This is a genomic window from Saccharibacillus sacchari (assembly GCF_037722395.1).
GTDB lineage: Bacteria > Bacillota > Bacilli > Paenibacillales > Paenibacillaceae > Saccharibacillus > Saccharibacillus sacchari_A.
Genome location: NZ_JBBKAR010000039.1, coordinates 127009 through 150581, shown reverse-complemented (window position 1 = coordinate 150581; position 23573 = coordinate 127009). Strand labels below are relative to the sequence as shown.

Sequence of the window (23573 nt, the reverse complement as noted above, 5' to 3'; positions counted from 1 at the left end):
AAAAGGAAGGAAGATGTTTGTGGCAACATGGTTTCTGATTGTTATTTATTTGGCTTTTATCAGTCTGGGCCTGCCCGACTCCCTACTGGGTGCAGCTTGGCCGGTGATGCGACCGGATCTTGGCGCGCCGCTGGAATCCGCAGGCATGCTGGCGATGATCGTGGCGGCGGGTACGATCGTATCCAGTCTGGCCAGCGGCAAATTGATTGCGAAGCTCGGCACCGGTCCGCTGACTCTACTCAGTTGTCTCATGACGGCGGCAGCGCTGCTGGGCTTCTCGTTCGCGCCGTCGCTGCTGTGGTTTGCGCTACTGGCGATCCCGCTCGGTTTGGGTGCCGGAGCGGTTGACGCTGCTTTGAACCATTATGTCGCTACCCATTACGAAGCGCATCATATGAGCTGGCTGCACTGTTTCTGGGGGCTCGGCGCAACAGGCGGCCCGCTGCTGATGTCGTATTTTATCAAAGAACAGGATTCGTGGAGATCCGGGTATACAGCAGTTGCGATGATTCAGTTTAGCTTGGTCATCGTCTTGCTGGTTACGTTGCCGCTCTGGAAAAAGATTGCGGCTCGACGTGAGGAAAAGCCTGCCGCTGAAGTCGTTGTCGACGCGGCTGCACATGATTCTGCTGCGATACCGGTGACAGTGACGGACGAACAGCCCGCCAAACAACCTCTTCGCTTGCCGGGCGTGAAAATGTCGCTGCTTGCGTTCTTGTTCTACTGCGGCGTGGAGACGACGGTCGGCCTATGGGGCGCGAGCTTCCTCGTCGGCGCGCGCGACGTATCCGCGGTAACGGCCGCCGGATGGATCTCGCTGTACTATGGAGGGATCACCATCGGACGTCTGATTACCGGCTTCATTACGCTGAAGGTCGGCAACCGCGCGCTGATTCTAGCGGGTCAGGTCATATCGGTTATCGGAGCGGTGCTGTTGATGCTTCCTTTGCCGGATGTGGTGGTACTGGTCGGATTCGTCCTGATCGGCTTGGGCTTCGCGCCGGTCTATCCGGGACTGATTCACGAGACGCCTGCGCGGTTCGGCCGTGCCAACTCCGCGAAGCTGATCGGTTATCAGATGGCTATTGCGTATACAGGCACCACGTTCATTCCGCCGCTGTTCGGCGTGCTGGCTTCGCAGGCAGGCATCGGCTTGTTCCCAATCGTGACGCTGCTGCTGGTCGTGTTCATGTTGCTCAGCTCCGAACAGGTGAATCGAGCGATCAAGCGGACAAGAATGACGGGCTGAACAGGAAAAGGCTGTCGAGAAAGCTACGTATGCGCGCGGGAGCGAGAAGGCTCCGAGAAAAATTCGTTCAATTCGCTGTCTCACTCGGAAAATGGATGGGATTCAAATAGGGAATTTTCCGAGTTCAAAGGCGTCTTGAACTGAATTTTTCTCTACGCCTTCTCGCTCCCAGTAGCTTGACCAAGTTAAATGTAAAGTTTCGGGCGACCATAAACTTCTGATTATGCTTGCGATACATGTAGAACTTCGTAGATCGTGACTGTAAAAGAAGAATACGCTTCGAGTTGAGTCGACCCGGGTTCATACGGAAAAGGTACGGATTAGCTGCTACCGCAAAGCCTTTCCTCCAGACTCGTTCGCTTATTCAAAGCCTGAAGCATATAAGGAATTGGAACGTCTCAAAGCACTCCTTACCAAGTGAAATCGAGATGTACGAACACGTTCGAAAAATTCCTTGCTTCCTTACGGCGAAGCGGATAACATATAGACGGCTATACGCAAGATACGTGAGCGGTAGGAGAACGGAATATCAGGAACATCGGATTCCGGATACGACTTGCCCGATTACTGGAGGTTAACGTGTGTACGCAGCGTTGTGGGCAACTCTTATCTTTGTTTTGACTTTATTTTTGGTCATCCGGCGTCCTTATGGATTGCCGATCGGATGGTCGGCCTGCGGCGGTGCCTTGCTTGCGCTGCTGACCGGAGTCGTGGATGTACAAGATGTACGCGATGTTACGGATGTGGTCTGGAACGCCACGTTGGCTTTTGTCGCGATCATTCTGATCTCGCTCGTGCTGGATCGGGTGGGATTGTTCGAATGGGCGGCGCTGCATATGGCCCGGGCTTCCAAAGGCAGCGGCATCCGCATGTTCGTGTACCTGATCCTGCTGGGGGCGGTCGTTGCGGCGTTGTTCGCCAACGACGGCGCGGCGCTGATTCTGACCCCGATCGTGCTGGCGATGGTGCGGGCGCTCAAGCTGGACGAACGGCAGGTGTTTCCGTTTATTATCGCGGGCGGCTTTATCGCCGATACGACTTCGCTACCGCTATTGATTAGCAATCTGGTGAACATCGTCTCGGCGGATTATTTCCATATCGGATTTATGCAGTACGCGGGCCGGATGTTCGTGCCGAATCTGTTCGCGCTGGCGGGAAGCTTGGCGGTGCTGTATTTCTTTTTCCGTAAAAGCATCCCGAAAACGTTCGACGATTCTCAGCTCAAAGCGCCGTCTACCGCGATTCGCGATCTCAAGCTGTTCCGGATTTCGTGGGTCGTCGTCGGCTTGCTGCTAATCGGTTATTTCGCGGGCGAGCTGCTCGGGATTCCGCTGTCGCTTACCGCGGGCGTGATCGCGATCTTGTTTTTGATTCTGGCGCGCCGCAGTCCGTCGATCTCGGTCGCCGCCGTGCTCAAAGAATCGCCGTGGTCGATCGTGTTTTTCTCCGTCGGGATGTACGTCGTCGTGTACGGACTCCGTAACGCCGGATTGACCGATCTGCTGGCCGAAGGCATACGCGCGTTCGCAAGCCACGGATTGTTCGCGGCGACGATGGGCATGGGCTTCCTGACGGCGGTGATGTCGTCGATCATGAACAATCTTCCGAGCGTTCTGATCGGGGCGCTGGCGATCGACACGGCGGACGCCGGCGGCCGGATACAGGAAGCGCTGATCTACGCGAACGTGATCGGAGCGGATCTGGGTCCGAAGCTGACGCCGATCGGCTCGCTGGCGACCTTGCTATGGCTACATGTGCTGAACAACAAAGGCATCCGTATTACGTGGGGCCAATATTTCCGCATCGGCGTCGTGCTGACGATTCCGACGTTGTTCATTACGCTGCTCGGTTTGTATGTATGGTTGTCCTGGTTGTAAAAAAAGCCGCCTGCGCGGCGCAAGTCCCGGATCATGGAGATTCGGGGCTTTTTGTCGTAGGAACGGGGCTGCTCGAAACGTCATCATCCAGCCAAATGTCCGTTTACGTCCAACCTTTTTTCAACCCGACAGCTTTCGACAAATGGATTGCTCTATATTTACGAAAACGTTATAGTAAGAGGTGGAGCAAGAGAAAACGCATACAAATAGGAGTGAGAATCTATGCAAAGCAAGTTGAATCTGTCCGGGGTATGGCAATTGAGTTTGGACGAAAAAAGAAAAGGCCTGCCGCAGACGTTTGAAGATACGATGGAGCTGCCCGGCACGACTTCGCACGCCCGCAAAGGACGCCGCAACGAAGAGCAATTGATCGGGTCGCTGACGGACGAATATAAATTCGAAGGCTCGGCCTGGTTCCAAAAAGAGATCGAAGTTCCGGCGGAATCGGCGGAACGCGTCGCGCTGCTGCATCTGGAACGTACGCGCATCACGGCGGTATGGCTGAACGGCGAGGAGATCGGCACGCGGAACAGTCTGAACGCGCCGCATGTGTACGACCTGACGGGTAAGCTGGCGACGGGCCACAACACGCTGACGATCCGGGTGGACAACGTAGGCTATCCGACAAAAGGCGGTCATATGACGTCCCCGGATACGCAGACCAACTGGAACGGGATTACAGGCAAGGTCGAGCTGCAATTTTACGGGGAATCGCGTCTGGAAAGCCTGCGTACCTATCCGAGCGTAGCTGAGAAAAACGTTCGGATCACGGCGGATATCGAAGGAAAAACCGCCGCGAAATTGCGCGTGTCGGCGGCAAGTTTCAACGGGGAAGGGTCGCATACGCCGGATACGGCAGAGTTCGAGCTAAGCGGGTCGAGCGTCGACGTAACGTATGCGTTGGGCGAAGACGCGCGTCTGTGGAGCGAGTGGACGCCGGAATTGTATCGCTTGAAGCTGGAGCTGCTGGACGCAAACGGCGACGTGATCGATACGGCCGACAGCGTGCTGGGGCTGCGCGAGTTCAAGTCGGCGGGCGACAAATTCGAGATCAACGGCAAACGGACTTTCCTGCGCGGCAAGCACGACGGCCTTATTTTCCCGTTGACCGGATATGCGCCGACGGATGTGGACGAGTGGGTTCGTATTCTGGGCATTTCAAAATCGTACGGCATGAACCATTACCGCTTCCATACCGCGTGTCCGCCTGAAGCTGCTTTTGAAGCGGCGGATCTGCTGGGTATCTATATGGAGCCGGAGCTGCCGTTCTGGGGCACGATCACCGAGCCGGGCGAAGACAACCACAACCAGGCCGAACAGGATTATCTGATCGAAGAAGGGTATGCGATCCTCAAAGCTTTTGCGAACCATCCGTCGTGCGTCATGTTCTCGCTCGGCAACGAGCTATGGGGCAGCCGGAGTAAGATCGATTCCATTTTGAAAGGGTACAAAGAATTCGATGCCCGTCCGCTGTACACGCAAGGCTCGAATAACCATCAATGGGTGCCGGAGCTGCTGGAACATGACGATTTCTTTTGCGGGGTACGGTTCACGCGCGAGCGTCTGTTCCGCGGTTCGTATGCGATGTGCGACGCGCCGCAAGGGCATGTACAGGTGTCGCCTCCGGGTACGCTGACGGATTATGACCAAGCGATCTCGCCTGCGCGCGTTCAAGCGGCAGAAGGGGAAGAAGGCGGCAAAAAGCAAATCCAGATCCAATACGGCACGGGCATGAAAACGGTCGAAGCCGAAGGCGACGGCGGAGATTGGGTATCGCCGCTTCCGGTCGTGTCGCACGAAATCGGGCAATACGCGACGTTCCCGAATTTCGACGAGATCGAGAAGTATACGGGGCCGTTGAAAGCGGAAAACTTCAAAATCTTCCGTGAGCGTTTGGAGGAAAAAGGACTCGGTCATCTGGCGCGCGCTTACTTCGAAAACTCGGGCAAGCTGGCGATGGAATGTTACAAGGAAGAGCTGGAAGCGGCGCTGCGTTCGCGCAAGCTGGCCGGATTCCAGGTGCTGGATTTGCAGGATTTCAGCGGTCAGGGAACGGCTTTGGTCGGGGCGCTGGACGCATTCATGGATTCCAAAGGCTTGATCACGGAAAAAGACTGGCGTTCGTTCTGCGACAATGCCGTGCTGCTGGCGCGCTTTGAATCGTACAATCTGGTGGGCGGCGATACGTTCCGGGCGGCCGTAGAGTTGAGCTGGTTCCGCGAAGAAGCGCCGGGAGAGATCGAAGTGAGCTGGTCGCTGCGTTCGGCTGAACAGCAACTTGGCGCTGGCGTGATCACGGCAAACGTGCCGGCGAGCGGCGATCTGTTCGAGCTTGGCGGAATCGAGCTGGCATTGCCAAACGTACAATCGATGCAAAAGGTGGAGTTGGAACTTTCTCTGAACGGCACGGACGTCTACAAAAACTACGACCTCTGGATCTATCCGGCGCAAACGAAAGCGGACTTCGGCGGCGTTCACGTATTCGAGACGCTGAACGACGAAGCGAAAGCGCTATTGGCTGAAGGCGGAAACGTGCTGCTAATGCCGAATGTCTCGACGCTGGAAAATTCCATCGAAGGCACGTATGCCGCGGACTTCTGGTGCTTCCCGATGTTCCGTTCGATCTCGGAAAGCATGGATCGCAAGATTCCAGTAGGCACGCACGGCTTGCTTGTTCGCAACGAGCATCCGGCTTTGAAAACTTTCCCGAGCGAAAGCCATACGACGTACGCGTGGTGGAACGTGGTCATGAATTCGCGTTCGGTTATTTTGGACGGCACGCCGTCTTCGTTCGAGCCGATCGTGCAAACGATCGACAACTTCGAACGCAACCATAAGCTGGGACTGTTGTTCGAATGCAAAACGGGCGGCGGCAATCTGCTCGTGTGCACGGTAGACGCGGCAGCGGCAGGACAGACGCCGGACGGAAGGCAGTTTTTGAGCAGCGTGTTGGAGTATGTGCGGTCTGATGCGTTTGTGCCGAAGGTGGAGCTTGATGTTGCTGAGGTGGAGAAGATGGTGCGATAAGGAGGCGCTGCGGGGAAAATTACCAGCATATGCTTCCGAAGTGCATTTCTTCGAAATGCTTTACAGGACGCTGTCTCACCCGGAAAACCGATTAAAATTTTAGTGGAAGTTTCCGAGTTCAAAGGCGTCCTTCGCTGAATTTTCCCCTCCGCTGGGTCTATCTCATCAAGTTGGGGAAGTAGGGAAGTAAAGGCAAAAGCTTTGGAATGTCGGTTGGCATTTTTGGGCTTTGATTTGAATTGATGGTTGTTGGTTGTGGAAAAGACTTTGGCTTTCACTTAAAGTGAAGGTTGAGGTCTTTTTTCTTGCAGGTACGTTATTTAAGAGGGAGTTTGTTGATGATGACCAGGTATGTGGAGTTGGGTATCCGATTTATGAAGGGATGCCTGTGTATCCGGGGTTGCCGGAAGTGAAGTTGGAGGCGCGAGAGTTGTTGATCTACTGCCCGCTCGGGACGAACGGGTTGATTACGGTTAATGAACTGATGAAGGCCGAGGAGCTGTATGAGGCGGATATTTTGATCTTCAACATCGGGCATTGGAAGTATCGGGAAACGGATTTTTATCGGTACGCGCACGATTTTCCGGCAGTGCCGCCGGAGGCCGCCGAATGTATCCGTACCCAACTGCCGAAATGCAAAGCGTTAGCGATCGACACGTTGAGCATCGAAAATTTGAACGAAGCCCAACATAACGGTTATTTTGTCCACCATGCGTTTTTGGACCATGAAAAGTACGAACAACCCATCATGCTGATCTACGAAGACACCAATCCGGTTCCTTTGATCGGTAAAAAATTGGTATCTGCTTTCGCCGCGCCGCTGCGCATCAAAAACCATGACGCGTCTGTAGTAAACATCATCGTCGAAATCGAAGAGAGTTCATGTGCCTTCTTTTTTGTTAACAAACAAATAAAAATACGAACAAAGCATTTTGAGATTGTTTTGAAGCGTCCAAAAAGCCCAATCCAACTTGAAGCGAGAAGACGGAGAGAGAAATTCAGTGAAAGACGCCTTTGAACTCGGAAAAATCCTTATTCAAGTCCAATCCCTTTTCCGAGTGAGACAGCGAATTGAACTGAATTTCTCTCGCAGTCTTCTCGCTTCCCCCACCAACTCAACCTCTTTCGACAGCTAAAAAACAATTAACATTTGCTTTTCGTATACGTATGCGATATATTGCATACTATAGTTTGTTGCAGCGTCAAGCAAAGGAGGCTTCCTATTGCCCGTTCCTCAAAATTTTAAAGCCCCGGCCCGAATGTCCGCCAAAGAAAAAGCGTTCGACCAAATCCAGCGCTGGATCATTGACGGTACCCTTCAACCGGGCGAGAAATTGCTCGAATCGGAATTAAGCGAATCGCTTGGCGTGAGCCGTACACCGATCCGCGAAGCTTTTCAATTGCTTGAAGTCAAAGGATTGGTTGCGACCTATCCGGGGAAAGAAACGAAAGTGACGGAAGTCGAAAAGGGCGATATTTTTAAGCTCTACTCGACTTTGGCCGCTCTGCATGCTTCTGCGGCGGAAGTGGCGGCTGAGTTGATTCGTCCCGAACAAATTCAACATCTGATTGATTTGAATACGGAATTCGAACGGGCGGTTATTAGCGATCAACCTTACTTGGCGATGGAGACGGACGAAGAGTTTCATCACGCGATTGTCGAGTTTGCAAACAATCCGTACACGGTAAGTTTCAGCGAATCGCTTCAGGTCCATATCCGGCGATTCAAGTATGTGTTTTTACAGCAGCCGATCGACTCCACGCAGGCTTCGGTCGACGAACATTTTGCGATTATCCGCGCTTTTCAAATCCGGGATGCCGCAGCTGCGCACGAAGCCATGAAGCAAAATTTGATCCGTCCGATGCGTGAACTGGAACATTTGATTTAATACCTCAACCGACGGGAGCAAACCAACATGGAAAAGACAACCAACGACCAACAAAAAGACTTGAGAATTCGCAGTAAGGTGATCAGCGAGGGCGCTAACCGCGTACCGAACCGGGCGATGCTGCGTGCGGTAGGTTTTACCGACGAGGATTTCAAAAAGCCGATGATCGGCGTAGCCAGCACCTGGAGCGAAGTCACGCCGTGCAATATGCATATCAACGATCTTGCTTTCCAAGCGAAACAAGGCGTTAAAGACAACGGTGGAGCCCCGCTCGTGTTCAACACGATCACCGTATCCGACGGCATTTCGATGGGGCACGAAGGCATGCTGTTCTCGCTGCCGAGCCGTGAAGCCATTGCCGATTCGATCGAGATCGTAGCGGGCGCGGAGCGTTTCGACGGTCTGGTGGCAGTCGGAGGTTGCGACAAAAACACGCCGGCTTGCCTGATGGCGATCGGACGCTTGAACGTGCCTTCCGTGTACGTATACGGCGGAACGATCCAACCCGGCATTTTGGACGGCAAAAAGATCGATATCGTATCGGCGTTCGAAGCGGTCGGCCAGTATCAGGAAGGCAAAATAACCGACGAGGAATTGAAAAAAGTCGAATGCAGCGCGTGTCCGGGTCCCGGCGCATGCGGCGGCATGTATACGGCCAACACGATGGCGGCTTCCGCCGAAGCGATGGGCATGAGCTTGCCGGGGTCGTCTTCGACGCCCGCCATTTCCCCGGGCAAAGCGGAAGAATGCGAAAGAGCCGGCGCGGCGGTCATCAATCTGCTTGAAAAAGAAATCTATCCGCGCGATATCATGACCAAAGAAGCGTTCGAGAACGCGATTACGGTCGTGATGGCCCTCGGCGGATCGACCAACGCGTTCCTGCATTTGCTGGCGATGGCGCATTCGGTCGACGTGGATCTGACGCTGGACGATTTCGAGCGTATCCGGTTGAACGTGCCGCATCTGGCCGATTTGAAACCGAGCGGAACGCACGTTATGCAGGATCTCAACGATATCGGCGGCGTGCCTGGCGTGATGAAAATGTTGCTGGAACGCGGGCTGCTGCACGGCGACTGCATGACCGTAACCGGACGCACGTTGGCGGAAAACCTGGCCGATATGCCGTCGTTGGAAGAAGGTCAGGACATTATCCGCCCGTTCGAAAACCCGCTGAAGCCAAACGGCCCGCTCGTCGTGCTCAAAGGCAATCTGGCGCCGGACGGAGCGGTGGCGAAAATGTCGGGCATGAAAAAATCGCGCTTTACCGGCCCTGCCAAAGTATACGACAGCGAGGACGAAGCTACGGCTGCGATCACGCGGGGCGATATCGTTAAAGGCGACGTGCTGGTCATCCGCTATTGCGGGCCGAAAGGCGGACCGGGCATGCCGGAAATGCTGTCGGTCACGGCGATGATCGTCGGCAAAGGATTGGGCGGCGAAGTCGCGTTGATGACAGACGGACGTTTCTCCGGCGGTTCGCACGGCTTCGTGGTCGGACACGTCTCGCCGGAGGCTCAGGTAGGCGGGCCGATCGGATTGCTTCGGACCGGCGACATGGTGACGTTCGACAGCGAAATCCGGGAAGTCAGTATGGACGTCAGCGACGAAGAGTTGGCCGCACGCAAGCAAGCCTGGGTGCAACCGCCGCTTAAAGTCTCCTCGGGCGTGCTGGCGAAGTACGCGCGTCTTGTGTCTTCGGCTTCCAAAGGCGCGGTAACGGATTTATTTGAATAATTCGGAGGTTGGGATCACTTGAACGAAAAAGAAAAAGCAGCCGCAGGGCTTCTTTACGATAACAACCATGATCCGCAGCTCGTTCGCGAGCGCAATTATTGCAAGTCGTTATGCTTCGAGCATAATCAACTGAATCCGCTGAAGCTGACCGAACGCGAAGAGATGATCCGGAAAATCGTGGCCGAAGCAAAAGGACCGTTTGTGATTGAACAGCCTTTTTACTGCGACCTGGGGTATCATATACAGCTCGGTCATAACTTCTACGCCAATCACAATCTGATCATTCTCGACGCGGCCAAAGTGAAGTTCGGCGACAATGTGTTTATCGGCCCGAATTGCGGCTTCTACGCGGCGGGCCATCCGCTTGACGTCGAACAGCGCAATGCGGGATTGGAATACGCGTATCCGATCACGGTCGGCGACAACGTCTGGTTCGGCGGCAATGTGGTGGTGTTGCCCGGCGTGACGATCGGTTCCGGAAGCGTGATCGGAGCGGGCAGCATCGTGAATCGGGATATTCCTTCAGGCGTGGTCGCGGCGGGCAACCCGTGTCGCGTGATCCGCGAGATTACGGAGGACGACCGGAATAAATACAAGCGGGCCTGATCCGGGTCGGCGGGAAAAGTTCAAGTCAAGACGCGTGCCGATTCATCTCGGTATGCGTCTTTTTTGATTGCTGCGCGTTGTGTTTTACTGTTTGTTTTTGCTATTCGTCCCGAATATTTTTTCGCAGAATCCGTACTTGACATGAAACGCGTTTCACGCGGTAAAGTAAACGCACACCTTAATAAAGGATGTTTATAAAGTTGAGAAAGTGCTGCGAAAACAAGGAGGAATAACATGTTCAAGCTGGTTGTAAGTGATTTGGACGGAACGTTTTTGAATAATGAAGGCGAGTTTGAGCGGGAGCGGTTTGCGGACGTGTATGCGCAGATGAAGCTTCAGGGCGTGCAGTTTGCGGCTTGTACCGGCAAGCAGTGCGAGCGGGTGGAAGAGCTGTTCGAAGGCTTTGAAGGCATTTGGATTTTGGGCGATAGCGCGACGCGGATCAAGCGGGATGGGAAAGTGGTACAAGAATTTACGCTGGCTCGGGAGCTTGCGCTGCAATCGATCGAGGAGATCGAAGCCTTTGATCCCGATATGATCGTGATTGCCTGCACCGGCGATGCGGCTTATGTACGCGATACGCTTGCGGAAGATCACTACAATCTTGTGAAACGTTCTTACCGGGAAGTGATTCGGGTCTCTTCGTTCGCAGAAATTACGGGTTCTTTTGTAAAAGTAACCGTATTCGACGCGGAAGGCCGCAGCGCGGAGCTTCGTCGCCGGATCGAAGCCAAGCTGGAAGGCCAGATGTATATCGTCGATTCCGAGCCGCGTTGGCTGGATATTACGGCGCTCGGCACGCATAAAGGCGAAACGGTCACCAAGCTTCAGCAGATGCTGGGCGTGACGCGGGAAGAGACGCTGTCATTCGGCGACGGCGAGAACGACGTGGAACTGATGCAGATCGCGGAATTCAGTTTTGCCGTAAGCAATGCCTGCGAGAATACCAAGGCTGCGGCGGCTTTTGTCACGAAATCGAATATCGAAGACGGTGTATTGTTGACTGTGGAAAAGATGCTGCGTTTGCAGGCACCGGCACGCGTTTAAATGTAACCAACTACAGAAAAAGGCTTCGGCAGTAGAAAAACGGTAACCATGCCGTTCTTGCACGCCGAAGCTTTTTTTAAAATCATGCTTGAAAATACATAGACATCTATGTTATTATTCGTTCATGAACAAATACAACGCAGCCGCACTGATCAGCCGGATCAATGATCAGGCGCAGAAGCTGATTACAACGGAGTTGGAGCAGCAAGGCATTGAAGGCATCGTTCCGTCTCACGGCGGCGTGCTTATGTTTCTGTATCGGCAAGACGGCTTGTCCGTAACCGAGCTTGCCGAAGCGATAGGGCGCACGCAGCCTACCGTAACGGTGCTAGTCAATAAGCTGGAAAAGTTGGGCTATGTGAAACGGGTGAAAAGCCGGTCCGACCAGCGGGTAACGTTGATCGCTTTGACGTCGAAAGGCCGGGAGCTGGAGCCTGTATTCCGCAGTGTGTCCGATCGGTTGAACGAAACGCTGTACGGTAACTTATCGAAAGACGAAGGGTTGGAGCTGGAACGTCTGTTGGACAAAATTACGCATAGGTTCTGAAATGTCGGACGACATGGAGACCTATGCAATATTTTCGAATATTGCATAGATGTCTATGTAGTTATGGGCAAAAAACAAACTATTCTTATTATTCCTTGGAGGTTATTCATCATGAAACATCTGATCGTTTATGCTCACCCGCATCAAGATAGCTTGAACCGTTCGATTCTTAACACGACAGTCGGCGCTCTTCAAAGCAAAGGCGACGAAGTTATCGTGCGCGATCTGTACGAACTGGATTTCCGACCTGTACTGAAAGCTCAAGATACAGCAGCGATGAGAGCCGGAAATACGCCGCAAGACATCAAGACGGAGCAAGAATTCATTACACAGGCGGATACGATCACATTCATCTATCCGATCTGGTGGACAGGTCTTCCTGCGATTCTGAAAGGCTACGTGGACCGCGTGTTCGCGTACGGTTTTGCTTATGCCAGCGACGAGAACGGCATCGTGAAGATGCTGGCCGGCAAAAAAGGCCTGATCATCAACACCCACGGCACGCCGGCGGAAGTTTACGACCAGATCGGCATGAGCGACGCGCTTCGCGCGACCGCAACAGTCGGCATTTTTGAATTCACGGGTATCGAATCCGTCGGCCATCTGCTTTTCGGCAGCATCGGTTATCTGCCGGAAGAAGGCTATCAAGAAATTCTGCGCCAAGTGGAAAACACGGTGAAGCAAGCCTTTTGATTTTTGCAAAAGAACCCATTTCGGTGGGTTCTTTTTTGTCGTTGGATCGGGAACGTATGTTTGATATACTGGATAAAAAACCACTTGAAAGCGGGTGAATCCACGATGAACCAACAACAACTGATCGACCATTGCCTGACCTATCCGGGCGTGTACGAAGATCATCCGTTCGATCCGAGCTGGACCGTGATGCGGCACGGCGCCAACAAAAAATCGTTCGCTTTTATTTACGTCCGGGAAGGTCATCACTGCGCCAATCTGAAATGCGATCCGATGCGGGCGGCGAGATTGCGTGATCTGCACGACGACATCAAGCCGGGTTATCATATGAACAAAGAACATTGGAACACGGTGATTTTGGACGGCGAGTTGGAGCAAGAAGATATTTTTGATCTGGTGCGGCACAGCTTTGAGCTGACTCGGCCGAAAATATCGAAAAAGCGGCAGCAAGCGGATTTTTGAAAACGGAGAGGAACAAATGGATCTCCGGCAAGTCAGTTCAAAGCAGCCATCTCCGGGTTATCCTATAGTAAAGAAGCCGTAAAAGAGGAAGGAGGAGACTTCATGAAAAAGACGCTACGTACGCTGGCTGCCGTCGGACTTTTGGCGACGATGATCGGCTGCGGTTCGGACGACGGCAACGACATGAACGATATGGATATGGACGACGCGGAGCATCAGCAGATGGATGATGATCAAGACAACGACTAAGGGAAGACGCGGCTACATAACGCGCTCCAATAACCTTCCCAATTGCTCGGCCAATATAGAATGGTGGACTCTCGATTCTTTTTTTAGCCAGCTTTCGATTACGCCGACGTAGGCAGAGGAAGTGAATTCGAGAATAATCGACGGGTCCATGTCTTGGTTTTGTACTTGGTTCATGTCCAGTTCGTTTTCGAAGGCTTCGAGTAAGAATCGGAGGAAATGTTTACGGAAATAAGGAGAGCCGCTATTTGCCAACATAAGCGAAAAGAACGGGTAGTGAGTGTCGAAATATTCGCAAAACACCTCGGTCGCTCCGATCCATTCAAGCTGGCAAGCCGTCTCGGATGTTTTCTTTAGCTCGTCGATCTGCTCTTCCATCATTTTGTCGAGCAGATCGTATTTGTCTAAATAATGCAGATAGATGGTGGCGCGATTGACGTTGGCTTGATCGGCAATTTGTTGAATCGTAATATGATCGAAGTCTTGATGAGCCATCAGCTCAATCAAGGCTTTTTTTATAGCTTCACGGGATTTGATAATTCTTCGATCAATTTTAACCACTGCGGATCATCCTTTCTTTTTCCAAAATAATCGACGGTTTTGAAGCTTTTGTCGCATAATCGACGGGTTCCCCAAATCTAACGATTGTACGAGAACTTGTTCTTGATTACGATTATACAGCAAAAGTCGATTAATCGAACATTGTCGTTTATTTTTGGAATAGGAAGGTTGGAGATAGATGAAGCATACAGGAAAGATTTATTTACTTACCCTGATCACATTCGTGGTGAGTACCTCGGAAGGCGTTATTGCAGGCATATTGGATAAAGTCGCGGCTTCCGTCAATGTTCCTCTGGCGGTAGCGGGCCAGCTCATTACGATCTTCGCGATTGCGAATGCGTTCGGTTCTCCGCTTGTCATGATCGCTGCGGCCAAATGGAACCAGCGCAAAGTGTTGATCGTGTCGCTTATGATCATGGTCATCGGCTGCGCGGCAACGTTTTGGTTATCTGGCTTCGGCTACCTGATGCTCTCTCGTGTGGTACTTGCGATTGGGAGCGGAGTCTTTGCCATTGCGGCGAAGACGGCTGCATCGCACTTGGCGCCGCCGGAAAAACAAGCTGGAGCGATCGGTACGATCCTGCTGGGCTTCAGCGCGGCGATCATCGTCGGTGTTCCGATAGGACGCGTAGTGGCGATGTCGCATGATTGGAGATTTATTTTCGTAGGCATCGGGTTGCTTAGTTTGTTGTCGATCATGGCGATCATGGCCGTGATTCCAGCGAAGATTAAAGGGGAAGTGACACCAATCGGCATGCAGCTTGCTTATTTGAAACAGCCCAAGATTTTGACAGGACTCGCGGTTACCTTCTTTTGGCAGCTCGGCTACGGAATGATGTATGCCTATATCACGCCGTTTCTGCTCCAGGTTGCTTTGCTGCGAGAAGGACAGATTAGTATGGCTTTGTTCGCTTTCGGTATCGCCACCTTGATCGGGTCGAAGTTCGGAGGATGGATGTCGGATGTGGTTGGGAATGGCAAAACGCTGATGGGTAGCCTAACCGTTCATGCTCTTGCTCTGGTAACGTTATCCGTTATGCCCGGTTCGACCTTCGTCACGATTCCGTTGCTGATGGTTTGGTCTTTCTCGGCATGGGCGTCAGGGCCCGGGATGCAGTACAATTTGATCGAACTTGCGCCGCAGGCACGCGGAATCATGCTTGGACTGTACGGTTCGTTTATTCAACTGGGCATTGCGGCGGCAGGAGGAATCGGAGGCTTGGCGTCAAACGGTGGTTCCATGCGTCTTGTAGGTCTCGTTGCAGCGGCCTCCGTAACGATCGCATTGCTGCTTTCCCGATATTCGTCCCGTCGAAGCTTGAAGAAAATAGACAGACTCATGGCAAGCGGGAGAAGGTAATAAAGAACCGAAACGCGTTATTCGTCCTTTTCGAACCGTGGCAACTGTCTCCGATACTGCTTCGGCGTCATGCCGTACTGGGCAACGAACGAGCGGTAAAAGAATCCGGGGCTGTCATAGCCGACATGATGCGCGACTTGTTCGATGCTGTCATCCGTATTCGTCAATAGGGCGGCTGCCTGAAGCATACGCTGCGCTTTGATCAGCTCCATGAAGGTGCGCCCCGTTTTCTTTTTCAACAGATTGCCGAGGTAGTTGGGGTTAAAGTTGAAGGCGTCCGCCAAACCGGTCAAGGTACAGGTTCGGTAATGGCGTTCGATATAGGCGAGCATGTCGATCAGATCGGCGCGCCCGCCTTTTTGTGCTGTCTTGTCGTTGGTCCGATACGAATATACCCGCATCAGCTCCGTGAAAATGACCATCATGTGCCCGTACAGCATTTCCTGCGCATACATCTCCTCTCCGAACGCTTCAGCCATCATGTTTTTCACGAAAAATTGCAATTTCTCATGCTTCTCCGATTCGAACACCACATAGCGGTCATGCGAGGTGTCTTCGGCCATGGCTCCGAGCAGGAACTGCGACACGATGCCTCCCGTAGCGAAGCGTCCCAAAATCGCGGAAGCGAACACGTCTTTGCGAATCAGGATATTGACCAGAATGTCGTTCTCGTCCATGCGCTCGATTCCATGCAGCACATCGGAGTCGAGCATACAGATCTGGCCTTGTTGCAGCACGACCTGTTCGCCATTGATGTGCTGGGTGCAAGTGCCGGAGTAGATATAGTTCAGCTCGATAAAGGTATGTCGGTGCACAGGCATGGGAGCGAAGCGGTGGTGCTTGCGCATCTGAATCGGTCCGGTGTCGAAAAACAAGCTATCCGGCATCCGAAGCTGATCCGAACTTTCGTCGTGCGTGATGACCAAAGCGATATCGTTGATATTTTCTCCCGTTTTCTGCTGGATTCGCTCGATTTCGTTAAACGCGCGCAGATAACGATCCAACTGTTCCAAATCCATCATGTGGACTCTCCTTTTTTTTAGACATTAAACAAGAACTGTAATTCCGATAAAAATAAACGTAAAACCGAAATTGTTCTGTTCATAAGAAAGCGCTTAAATAGGAAGTGAGCTTACCCTAGCAAATCAGACAGCGTAAAATCAAGGTTTCTTTTCCGGAGAAGAAGCTTTGTATTTTAGGACGTGTATCCAAACTCAATTGAAAAATTCAATATACTCGCAGTAGCGAGTCCATTTTGGAGGGATCGGCATGCAAGCGGTATCGGATACTGTAAAAAGGGAAAATACAAACGATGAAGCATCGGCGGTATTGAGTTGGAAAGAAAGAATCGGTTACGGCTGCGGGGACGTCGCAAGCAATCTGATCTGGACCGCGTTATCGATGTTCGTCTCCTTTTATTACACGGATGTGGTCGGTCTGGCGGCGGGTGCGATCGGAACGTTGTTCCTGCTCGCGCGGGTATTGGACGCTTTCGTGGATGTGGCGGTTGGCGCAGCGGTGGACAAAACCCGTTCCCGGATCGGCAAAGCGCGTCCTTGGATCATGTGGATGGCGATTCCGTTTGCGATTGCGGGCGTGCTGCTGTTTTCCTCGCTTAACTTTGGACCGGGCGGAGCGCTCGTGTACGCGTACGTGACGTATTTGCTGATCAACGTGATTTATTCGGCGATCAACATTCCGTATGGCGTGCTTAGCTCGTTGATGACGCAGGACCCGTATCAGCGTTCGCTGCTCAATATCGTGCGCATGGTGATGGCGATCGTCGGCGTGCTGCTCGTGTCCAATCTGACGATGCCGCTGGTCAATCTGTTCGGTGGGCAAAAAATGGGCTGGACGCTGGCGTTCGCCGTGTTCGGAATCGTCGGCGCCGTATTGTTTTTCGTGACCTCTTTGACGACGCGGGAACGGGTGACACCTTCGGTGGTGGATAAGCCTATCCCGCTGAAGCGCGCTATGCCGGCTCTTTTCCGCAACAAATATTGGGTCATGGTGCTGCTGCTCAATACGTTCTTTTACGGCAGTCAGGCCGCTACGCAAGGGATCAACATTTATTACACGCAGTATATTTTGGGAGATGCCAGTCTGGTCGGTCTGCTCACTACGGCGCAAATGGTTCCGATGCTGCTGATTTTGCTCCTGATGGCGCCTTTGGTCAAAAAGTTCGGTAAACGTAATGTAGCGCTGGTCGGCGTGGCGATTACGGCTTGCGGCGCTTTGATTCCGGCCATCGACCCGAACAACTTGGTATGGGTGATGGTGGCGACGATTGTAAAAGCAATTGGGATGGCGCCGGTAATGGGTACGATTTTTGCTTTTATGGCCGATACGGTCGATTACGGAGAATGGAAAACGGGGATGCGCACGGAAGGACTGATTTTCAGCGCTTCGAGCTTCGGCGGCAAAGCCGGGAGCGGTCTCGGCGCGGCGATGGTCGGCTGGCTGCTCGCGCTTGGCGGTTATGTCGGCGGTCAGGCTTCGATCTCGGCTTCGGCATCCGGTTCGATCGAGTTCGTGTTTATCTACGTGCCTTTTATTCTCTGCATCCTTCAATTCATTGTACTCTGGTTCTACAAGCTGGATCGCGAGTATCCGAAAATTCTGCAAGAACTGCAAGAAGTCAAAGCAGGGCGCAGCGGAAAATAAACTTATATTAAAGGGGTTTTACGATGTCTGAACCGACGTATACGCAAACTCGGCAGGTTAAAATTATTCGTAATGAAGCATTGTTGGAAAAAGCGGAGCGGCTTAAACCGGTTTTGATTGAAAAACAGGCCGTTCCTACTCGATTGGTAGACGTTCAAGCCGATCCGAACGCTATTCATGGCTGGAAAGTAACCGGGATCGGAAATCCGGAAGAACTCACCCATCGTGCACTGGGAAAAGGCGATTCCGTGATTGTCGACTTCGGCGATCATCGGGTCGGTTATGTGTCTTTTAACATAGTTTCGGTCGGCAGCCCGCCGGACGCACCGCTCAAATTGAAACTGACGTTCGGAGAGATGCCGGTAGAAATGGCCGAGCCGTTCTCCTCCTACGAAGGCTGGATCAGCAGTTCGTGGCTTCAGGAAGAATTGCTGTTCGTGGATGTTCTGCCTGCCGCGATCAAGCTGCCAAGACGTTATAGTTTCCGTTATCTGAAGCTGGAGGTTGTAGATAGCTCTCAAAAGTACAAGGTTTCGTTCCAAGACTTGAATGTACGCACCGTGACTTCGGCAGACGGAGCCGCGCTTCAACCGCTGAACCATGCCGACCCTTTGCTGCAAAAAATCGACCAAGTCAGTATCCGTACATTGGAAGACTGTATGCAAGACGTATTCGAGGACGGACCGAAGCGGGATCGTAGACTGTGGCTAGGCGATTTGCGTCTTCAAGCCATCGCGAACTACGAAACATTCCGCAGCAATGATCTGGTCAAACGCTGTTTGTACTTGTTTGCGGGATTGCCGGACGAACGCGGAAGAGTAGCGGCCAATCTGTTTATTGAACCAACGGCGATTGCGGACGATACGTATATGTACGACTATTCGCTTTTTTTCGCCGCGTCGCTGTATGACTATTATGAAGCATCCGGCGATCAGGAAGCTTTGGAAGACTTGTGGCCGACTGCTCGCAAACAGATCGATCTCGCCTGGGACTACACATCCGGCGGCTTGGTGAACGTTCAAAGCGATTGGTGGCCTTTTATTGACTGGCATCCGGATCTGCATAAACAAGCTCCTGCGCAGGGTGTTTTGATTTATGCGCTGAAAAAGGGCATCCGTTTGGCGGAAGCCCTAGGCGGGTCGGAAGGCGAGCAGGCTGCGGTGGCTTGGAAAAAAGCAGTGTTCGAAGCGGAAAAAGCGGCAATCGAACATCTATGGGACGAGTCGCAAGGATTTTTTGTCAGCGGCGAAGAACGGCAAATCTCCTGGGCCTCGCAAATATGGATGGTGCTGTCCGGGACGTTAGCGACCGAACAAAATCAAACGTTGCTTCTTCGGTTGCTGGAACAAAAACCAAAAATCGGGATGACCACGCCGTATCTGCACCATCATCTGGTTGAAGCTTTGCTGATCTCCGGTCTGCGTACCGAAGCAGTCGCCCACCTCAAAGGCTATTGGGGAGCGATGATCGAAGACGGCGCGGATACCTTCTGGGAACTATACGATCCAGCCGACAAAAGCTTTTCGCCGTACGGCAATCATCTGATCAATAGTTACTGCCATGCCTGGAGCTGCACGCCGACTTATTTGATTCGAAAGTATAACTTGTAGGAGAGGCGCTGCTTTGAATAACGAAAAATCGAAAAAGAGCGATCACGGCTGTGATCGCTCTTTTTGCTTTTTGCTTTATGCTTTGATCGCTTCGTTTTTTTTCCCGTTCACGACGATCGTTTCTTCGCCGCCGCGTTTTACTTTTTTAATAAAGAACGACAGCAGCAGTCCGACAACCCCGATTCCTACGATTACGAGATACGCATCGTTGATGCCGGCGATTTGCGCTTGAGTCGCGATCTGTGTCGGGTCGGTGCCGTTTTGCATCATTTCCGTCGCATGGGACTTGGCACGGTCGGACATGATGGTCACGAGCAGCGACGTACCGATAGCGCCTGCGACTTGACGTGTCGTATTGCTGATTGCCGTACCGTGCGCGTTCAGACGTGGCGGCAATTGGTTCAAGCCGGCGGTTTGCAGCGGCATCATCATGAACGCCATGCCGACCCGGCGAGCGGTAGACATCAGGACCAGATACATATAGCTGGTATTGTCCGTCAGGTTAATAAAGCCAAGCGTGGTTGCAATAACGATAGCCATACCGATGACGGTCAGCCATTTGGCGCCGTATTTATCGAACAGCCGTCCGGTGACGGGCATCAGGAGGCCCATCAGCAGCGCACCCGGCAGAAGCAGCAGACCCGATTCAATTGCCGTGTAACCGCGGGCGTTTTGCAGGTAAAGCGGCAGCAGCATCATGTCCGCGTACATAATCATCGTCACGGCGATACTGATGATAATCGTCAGCGAGAACATATTGAATTTGAAAGCGCGCAGATCGAGCAGCGGCGTCGTCATTTTGAGCTGTCTCCAGCAGAACACGACCAAGCCGACCACGCCTACCGCGATCATAATCAATACTTCGGAGCTGGACCAACCGAGGCTGCCCGCGCGGCTGAAGCCGTATAGCAAAGCGCCGAAGCCGATCGTCGACAAGATCACGCTGATCGCATCGAACTTGACGTTCACGCGCTCGCCGACGTTACGCAGGAAAATGAAGCCTAAAACGATCACCAAGACAGCCAAAGGAATCATCGCGTAGAACATCGTTTCCCACGAATAATGTTCTAACGTGTAACCGGCAAGCGTCGGTCCGATTGCCGGAGCGACGATAATCGCCAGACCGACCAGACCCATCGCCGAACCGCGTTTTTCAGGCGGGAACAGAGCCAGGATCACGTTCATCAGAAGCGGCATAATGATACCTGCGCCAGCCGCTTGGATCAGGCGTCCGGTCAGCAGCATCGGGAAATCGCCCGCAAGTGCCGATACGACCGTGCCGACCAGGAAGATCATCATTGAAGCCTGGAACAGTTGCCGCGTCGAGAATTTTTGCATCAAATAGGCGGTGATCGGGATCAGCACGCCGTTGACCAGCAGATAGCCGGTGGTCAGCCATTGGGCGGTAGCGGCGGTAATATCGAAGTCTTTCATCAATTCCGGCGTGGCAACGCTCATCAGCGTCTGATTTAAGGTCGCCAAGAAGGCGCCCAGAATCATGATGAACATGATCGGTCCTCTTTTTGCCGATCCTGTGTCTACAGTATGGGTATTGCTCAATTTCTCTCCGTCCTCTCGTTTCTGGGCTAGACTTTTTTTACAACGTGTCGGATAATCAACATTGCATAAAACAGATTATAGCGAGACGCCACCCGTGGTTACAAGCGACACTTTTCCTTAAATCGTCAATTAGTTTTCATAATGGGCAAAAGTGTTGTTTAAAATTTAAATAATATACACAAATAAATAAAGTGTAAATCAAGACATATGAGGGGGAAGCATGATGCAGGAAGCAGAAAAAACCAAAATCGATCCCAGAGTGTTGAGAACCCGGCAGTTATTGAAAAACGCGCTGGTCGAATTGTTGGAAGAAATGGAGCCGGACAAGATCACGGTGAACCGTATCGCGACGCGCGCTACGATCAATCGGGTCACTTTTTATTTGCATTACCGCGATATTCAGGACATGATGGACAAAATGGCTGACGAAATGGTCGTCGAGATTCAAACGGCGATGACCAAAAAAGTCGAAGAGAAAAAGACGGGCGGCGATGACGTGATTTTGCTTGGATTGCTGGAGCATATCGCGGCCAACGCCAGATTTTACAAAGTGATTATCGGTTCGCGCGGCCTTCCTATTTTCCATGAGCGCTTGCGGGATATTTTCGTGAAAAAAATCAACGATGGCGTGACCAAGCATCTATTAGAAGAAAAAGGAATCCAGCAGGACGTGGCCGTCTGGTTCGGTTCCGCGGCTATGCTGGGCACGATCGCTTCCTGGGTACGCAATGACATGCCGTATTCGCCGCAGTTTTTGGCCCGGCAGTTCGCTTTGCTGTTCCGGCGCGAAGACATGTACGAGACGGATTAATGATCCGAAAGGAGAAGCGAAGATGACACCGATCAAGCTATTGCTTGCCGACGACGAACCGATTATTTTGCGCGGGCTAAAAAAGCTGCTGCCGTGGGAAGAGCTAGGCTTCGAGATCGTAGGCGAGGCTGCTGACGGGCGCGAACTGCGTCAGCTGATCCGCGAGCTCTCGCCGCAACTGGTCATCAGCGATATCAGCATGCCGGAGGGAAGCGGGATCGAAGTCATACAAGAGATGAATAGAAGCGGCGGTCAGGCCAAGATTGTTTTTATCAGCGCCTTTCAAGAATTCGGTTACGCCCGCGAAGCCGTGCAGCTCGGGGCGCTCGACTATCTGGTCAAACCGATCAGCAAAAGCGAGCTGGAATCGGTAGTCCGCAAAGCCGCCGAGCTGATCTATCAAGAGAACGAGGGATATCAGAAGAAGGAAAGACTGCATTATTATGAAGCCAAAGACCGGGCGCAAACGATCGAAGAGCTGGCGGATCGTTTGTTGGACGGAGATTTGAGAGCGTTAACATCTTTGATCGAGCTGGAGTATTTGTTCGCCGACGGGTGCTGTACGGTGTTCGTGATCGAGTTGGAAGAGTCGTTCGGAAAAAATTCCTGGCAGGAAAAAGAGCGCAGTTTGGCGAACTTCGCTTTGAGTAACGCGATCCGGGAGACGGTGGAAGAGCAGACGGCGATGCGGGGTATGATGACGCAAAAAGAAGGGCGTTTTGCCGTATTGATGCAGCATGAAGACGCGGATTCGCCGGCTCGCCCGATCGAAGAGCTGATTCACAAGATCGAACGCTTTCTCAAGCTGCATGTCTCGTGCGGCGTGGGGCGAACGGTACATGCACCGGAACAGGCGGACTTCTCTTACCGTTCCGCGCTCAAAGCGTTGGACCGGACGTATTTTGCCGGGTTCGGACGCGTATTGCTGGACGAGGAATATGGCGAGGGCTTGCCTGAAAAAAAATTGGATTCAGCGGAATTGCAGGCCCGATTGGTCGGTGCGATGGTGGCGCGGCGTCAAGGCGAGATTCACCCGCTGGCCGAAGAGTTGTTCGAAGCGATCGGAATCGGCCCTGGAATCGGCAAGCATACGGCGATCTCCGCGTTGTACCATAGCGTGCTGTCGGTTATCAAGCAATGGGAAGAACGTCGGGGAGAAGCGATAACATCGGAATGCTCCAGCGAACTTTTGTTGGAAAAACTGACCGCGTGCCCATCGTATGCGGAAGCCTGCACCGTAGCTGAAGAGGCGTTAAGCAGTCGGATAAACGCCGTATGCCAAGACGCGTCGAGCCGCAACCGCGATATGCCGTCCCGAATCCGTGCCTACGTCGACGAACATTACGCCGAAGCGATCACGCTGGAAAAGATGGCTGCCGATTTCTACATGAACCCGTATTACTTCAGCAGCTTTTTCAAAAAACAGGTCGGACAGAACTTCAAAACCTATCTCACGGAGATCCGAATGCACAACGCGTTGCTTCTGCTGCATAACCCGGATCTGATGATCTACGAGATTGCGGAACGTGTCGGGTATAACAATGTCCGGCATTTTAGCGACACATTCAAAAAGAAATACGGACAAGTGCCGCAAGATTACCGTCAATCCGGCCGTACACCGTCGTGAAAA

The 23573-nt window shown here is 52.6% G+C and carries 20 protein-coding genes; 17 read left to right on the top strand and 3 right to left on the bottom strand.

Annotated features, from left to right (window positions below; translation table 11 throughout):
- The first annotated feature begins 13 nt into the window (after positions 1 to 13).
- The 12 genes from WKI47_RS15135 to WKI47_RS15080 all read left to right on the top strand — a co-directional run bounded on the left by WKI47_RS15135 (position 14) and on the right by WKI47_RS15080 (position 13380).
- Positions 14 to 1249, top strand: coding sequence for an MFS transporter (locus WKI47_RS15135; protein ID WP_425355466.1), 1236 nt, complete (start codon positions 14 to 16; stop codon positions 1247 to 1249).
- Positions 1250 to 1830: 581 nt separating this feature from the next.
- Positions 1831 to 3126 (top strand): arsenic transporter, encoded by a 1296-nt coding sequence (locus WKI47_RS15130; protein ID WP_340227986.1) that lies wholly within the window; start codon positions 1831 to 1833, stop codon positions 3124 to 3126.
- Positions 3127 to 3348: 222 nt separating this feature from the next.
- Complete coding sequence (locus WKI47_RS15125) at positions 3349 to 6153, top strand: sugar-binding domain-containing protein (RefSeq protein WP_340227984.1); 2805 nt, start codon at positions 3349 to 3351, stop codon at positions 6151 to 6153.
- A 388-nt stretch (positions 6154 to 6541) separates the two neighbouring features.
- Complete coding sequence (locus WKI47_RS15120; RefSeq protein WP_340227983.1) at positions 6542 to 7171, top strand: cyclase family protein; 630 nt, start codon at positions 6542 to 6544, stop codon at positions 7169 to 7171.
- Between the two features lie 205 nt (positions 7172 to 7376).
- A complete protein-coding gene (locus tag WKI47_RS15115) occupies positions 7377 to 8042 on the top strand; it encodes a GntR family transcriptional regulator (protein ID WP_340227982.1) in 666 nt (221 codons plus the stop codon).
- Positions 8043 to 8069: 27 nt separating this feature from the next.
- Positions 8070 to 9776, top strand: a complete 1707-nt coding sequence (gene ilvD, locus WKI47_RS15110; RefSeq protein WP_340227981.1) for a dihydroxy-acid dehydratase — start codon at positions 8070 to 8072, stop codon at positions 9774 to 9776.
- Positions 9777 to 9794: 18 nt separating this feature from the next.
- Positions 9795 to 10382, top strand: coding sequence for a sugar O-acetyltransferase (locus tag WKI47_RS15105; RefSeq protein ID WP_340227980.1), 588 nt, complete (start codon positions 9795 to 9797; stop codon positions 10380 to 10382).
- Positions 10383 to 10616: 234 nt separating this feature from the next.
- Positions 10617 to 11429 carry an HAD family hydrolase gene (locus tag WKI47_RS15100; RefSeq protein WP_340227979.1) on the top strand — a complete coding sequence of 271 codons (813 nt, stop codon included), beginning with the start codon at positions 10617 to 10619 and terminating at the stop codon, positions 11427 to 11429.
- 124 nt (positions 11430 to 11553) lie between these two features.
- Positions 11554 to 11976, top strand: coding sequence for a MarR family transcriptional regulator (locus WKI47_RS15095; protein WP_340227978.1), 423 nt, complete (start codon positions 11554 to 11556; stop codon positions 11974 to 11976).
- 111 nt (positions 11977 to 12087) lie between these two features.
- Positions 12088 to 12669: an NAD(P)H-dependent oxidoreductase gene (locus WKI47_RS15090; protein ID WP_340227977.1), complete on the top strand. Its 582-nt coding sequence runs from the start codon at positions 12088 to 12090 to the stop codon at positions 12667 to 12669.
- A gap of 105 nt (positions 12670 to 12774) precedes the next feature.
- Positions 12775 to 13131: an MmcQ/YjbR family DNA-binding protein gene (locus WKI47_RS15085; RefSeq protein WP_340227976.1), complete on the top strand. Its 357-nt coding sequence runs from the start codon at positions 12775 to 12777 to the stop codon at positions 13129 to 13131.
- A 102-nt stretch (positions 13132 to 13233) separates the two neighbouring features.
- Positions 13234 to 13380, top strand: a complete 147-nt coding sequence (locus tag WKI47_RS15080; protein WP_340227975.1) for a hypothetical protein — start codon at positions 13234 to 13236, stop codon at positions 13378 to 13380.
- Between the two features lie 12 nt (positions 13381 to 13392).
- Here the strand turns inward: WKI47_RS15080 and WKI47_RS15075 are convergent, their stop codons facing one another.
- The gene (locus WKI47_RS15075; protein ID WP_340227974.1) at positions 13393 to 13938 is read right to left on the bottom strand and encodes a TetR/AcrR family transcriptional regulator; all 546 of its coding nucleotides are present in this window, start codon (positions 13936 to 13938) and stop codon (positions 13393 to 13395) included.
- A gap of 178 nt (positions 13939 to 14116) precedes the next feature.
- Between WKI47_RS15075 and WKI47_RS15070 the strand changes: the two genes are divergently transcribed.
- Complete coding sequence (locus WKI47_RS15070) at positions 14117 to 15298, top strand: MFS transporter (RefSeq protein WP_340227973.1); 1182 nt, start codon at positions 14117 to 14119, stop codon at positions 15296 to 15298.
- A 17-nt stretch (positions 15299 to 15315) separates the two neighbouring features.
- On the opposite strand, the gene WKI47_RS15065 is transcribed toward WKI47_RS15070, so the two are convergent.
- Positions 15316 to 16320, bottom strand: coding sequence for an AraC family transcriptional regulator (locus WKI47_RS15065; protein ID WP_340227972.1), 1005 nt, complete (start codon positions 16318 to 16320; stop codon positions 15316 to 15318).
- A 247-nt stretch (positions 16321 to 16567) separates the two neighbouring features.
- Between WKI47_RS15065 and WKI47_RS15060 the strand changes: the two genes are divergently transcribed.
- Positions 16568 to 17962 (top strand): MFS transporter, encoded by a 1395-nt coding sequence (locus WKI47_RS15060; protein WP_340227971.1) that lies wholly within the window; start codon positions 16568 to 16570, stop codon positions 17960 to 17962.
- A 23-nt stretch (positions 17963 to 17985) separates the two neighbouring features.
- Positions 17986 to 19572 (top strand): sugar hydrolase, encoded by a 1587-nt coding sequence (locus tag WKI47_RS15055; RefSeq protein ID WP_340227970.1) that lies wholly within the window; start codon positions 17986 to 17988, stop codon positions 19570 to 19572.
- A gap of 75 nt (positions 19573 to 19647) precedes the next feature.
- On the opposite strand, the gene WKI47_RS15050 is transcribed toward WKI47_RS15055, so the two are convergent.
- Positions 19648 to 21081, bottom strand: coding sequence for a DHA2 family efflux MFS transporter permease subunit (locus WKI47_RS15050; RefSeq protein ID WP_340227969.1), 1434 nt, complete (start codon positions 21079 to 21081; stop codon positions 19648 to 19650).
- 274 nt (positions 21082 to 21355) lie between these two features.
- Here WKI47_RS15050 and WKI47_RS15045 point away from each other — a divergent pair, with 274 nt between their 5' ends.
- Positions 21356 to 21943: a TetR-like C-terminal domain-containing protein gene (locus tag WKI47_RS15045; protein ID WP_425355470.1), complete on the top strand. Its 588-nt coding sequence runs from the start codon at positions 21356 to 21358 to the stop codon at positions 21941 to 21943.
- A 22-nt stretch (positions 21944 to 21965) separates the two neighbouring features.
- Positions 21966 to 23570, top strand: a complete 1605-nt coding sequence (locus WKI47_RS15040; RefSeq protein ID WP_340227967.1) for a response regulator — start codon at positions 21966 to 21968, stop codon at positions 23568 to 23570.
- Positions 23571 to 23573: the final 3 nt, after the last annotated feature.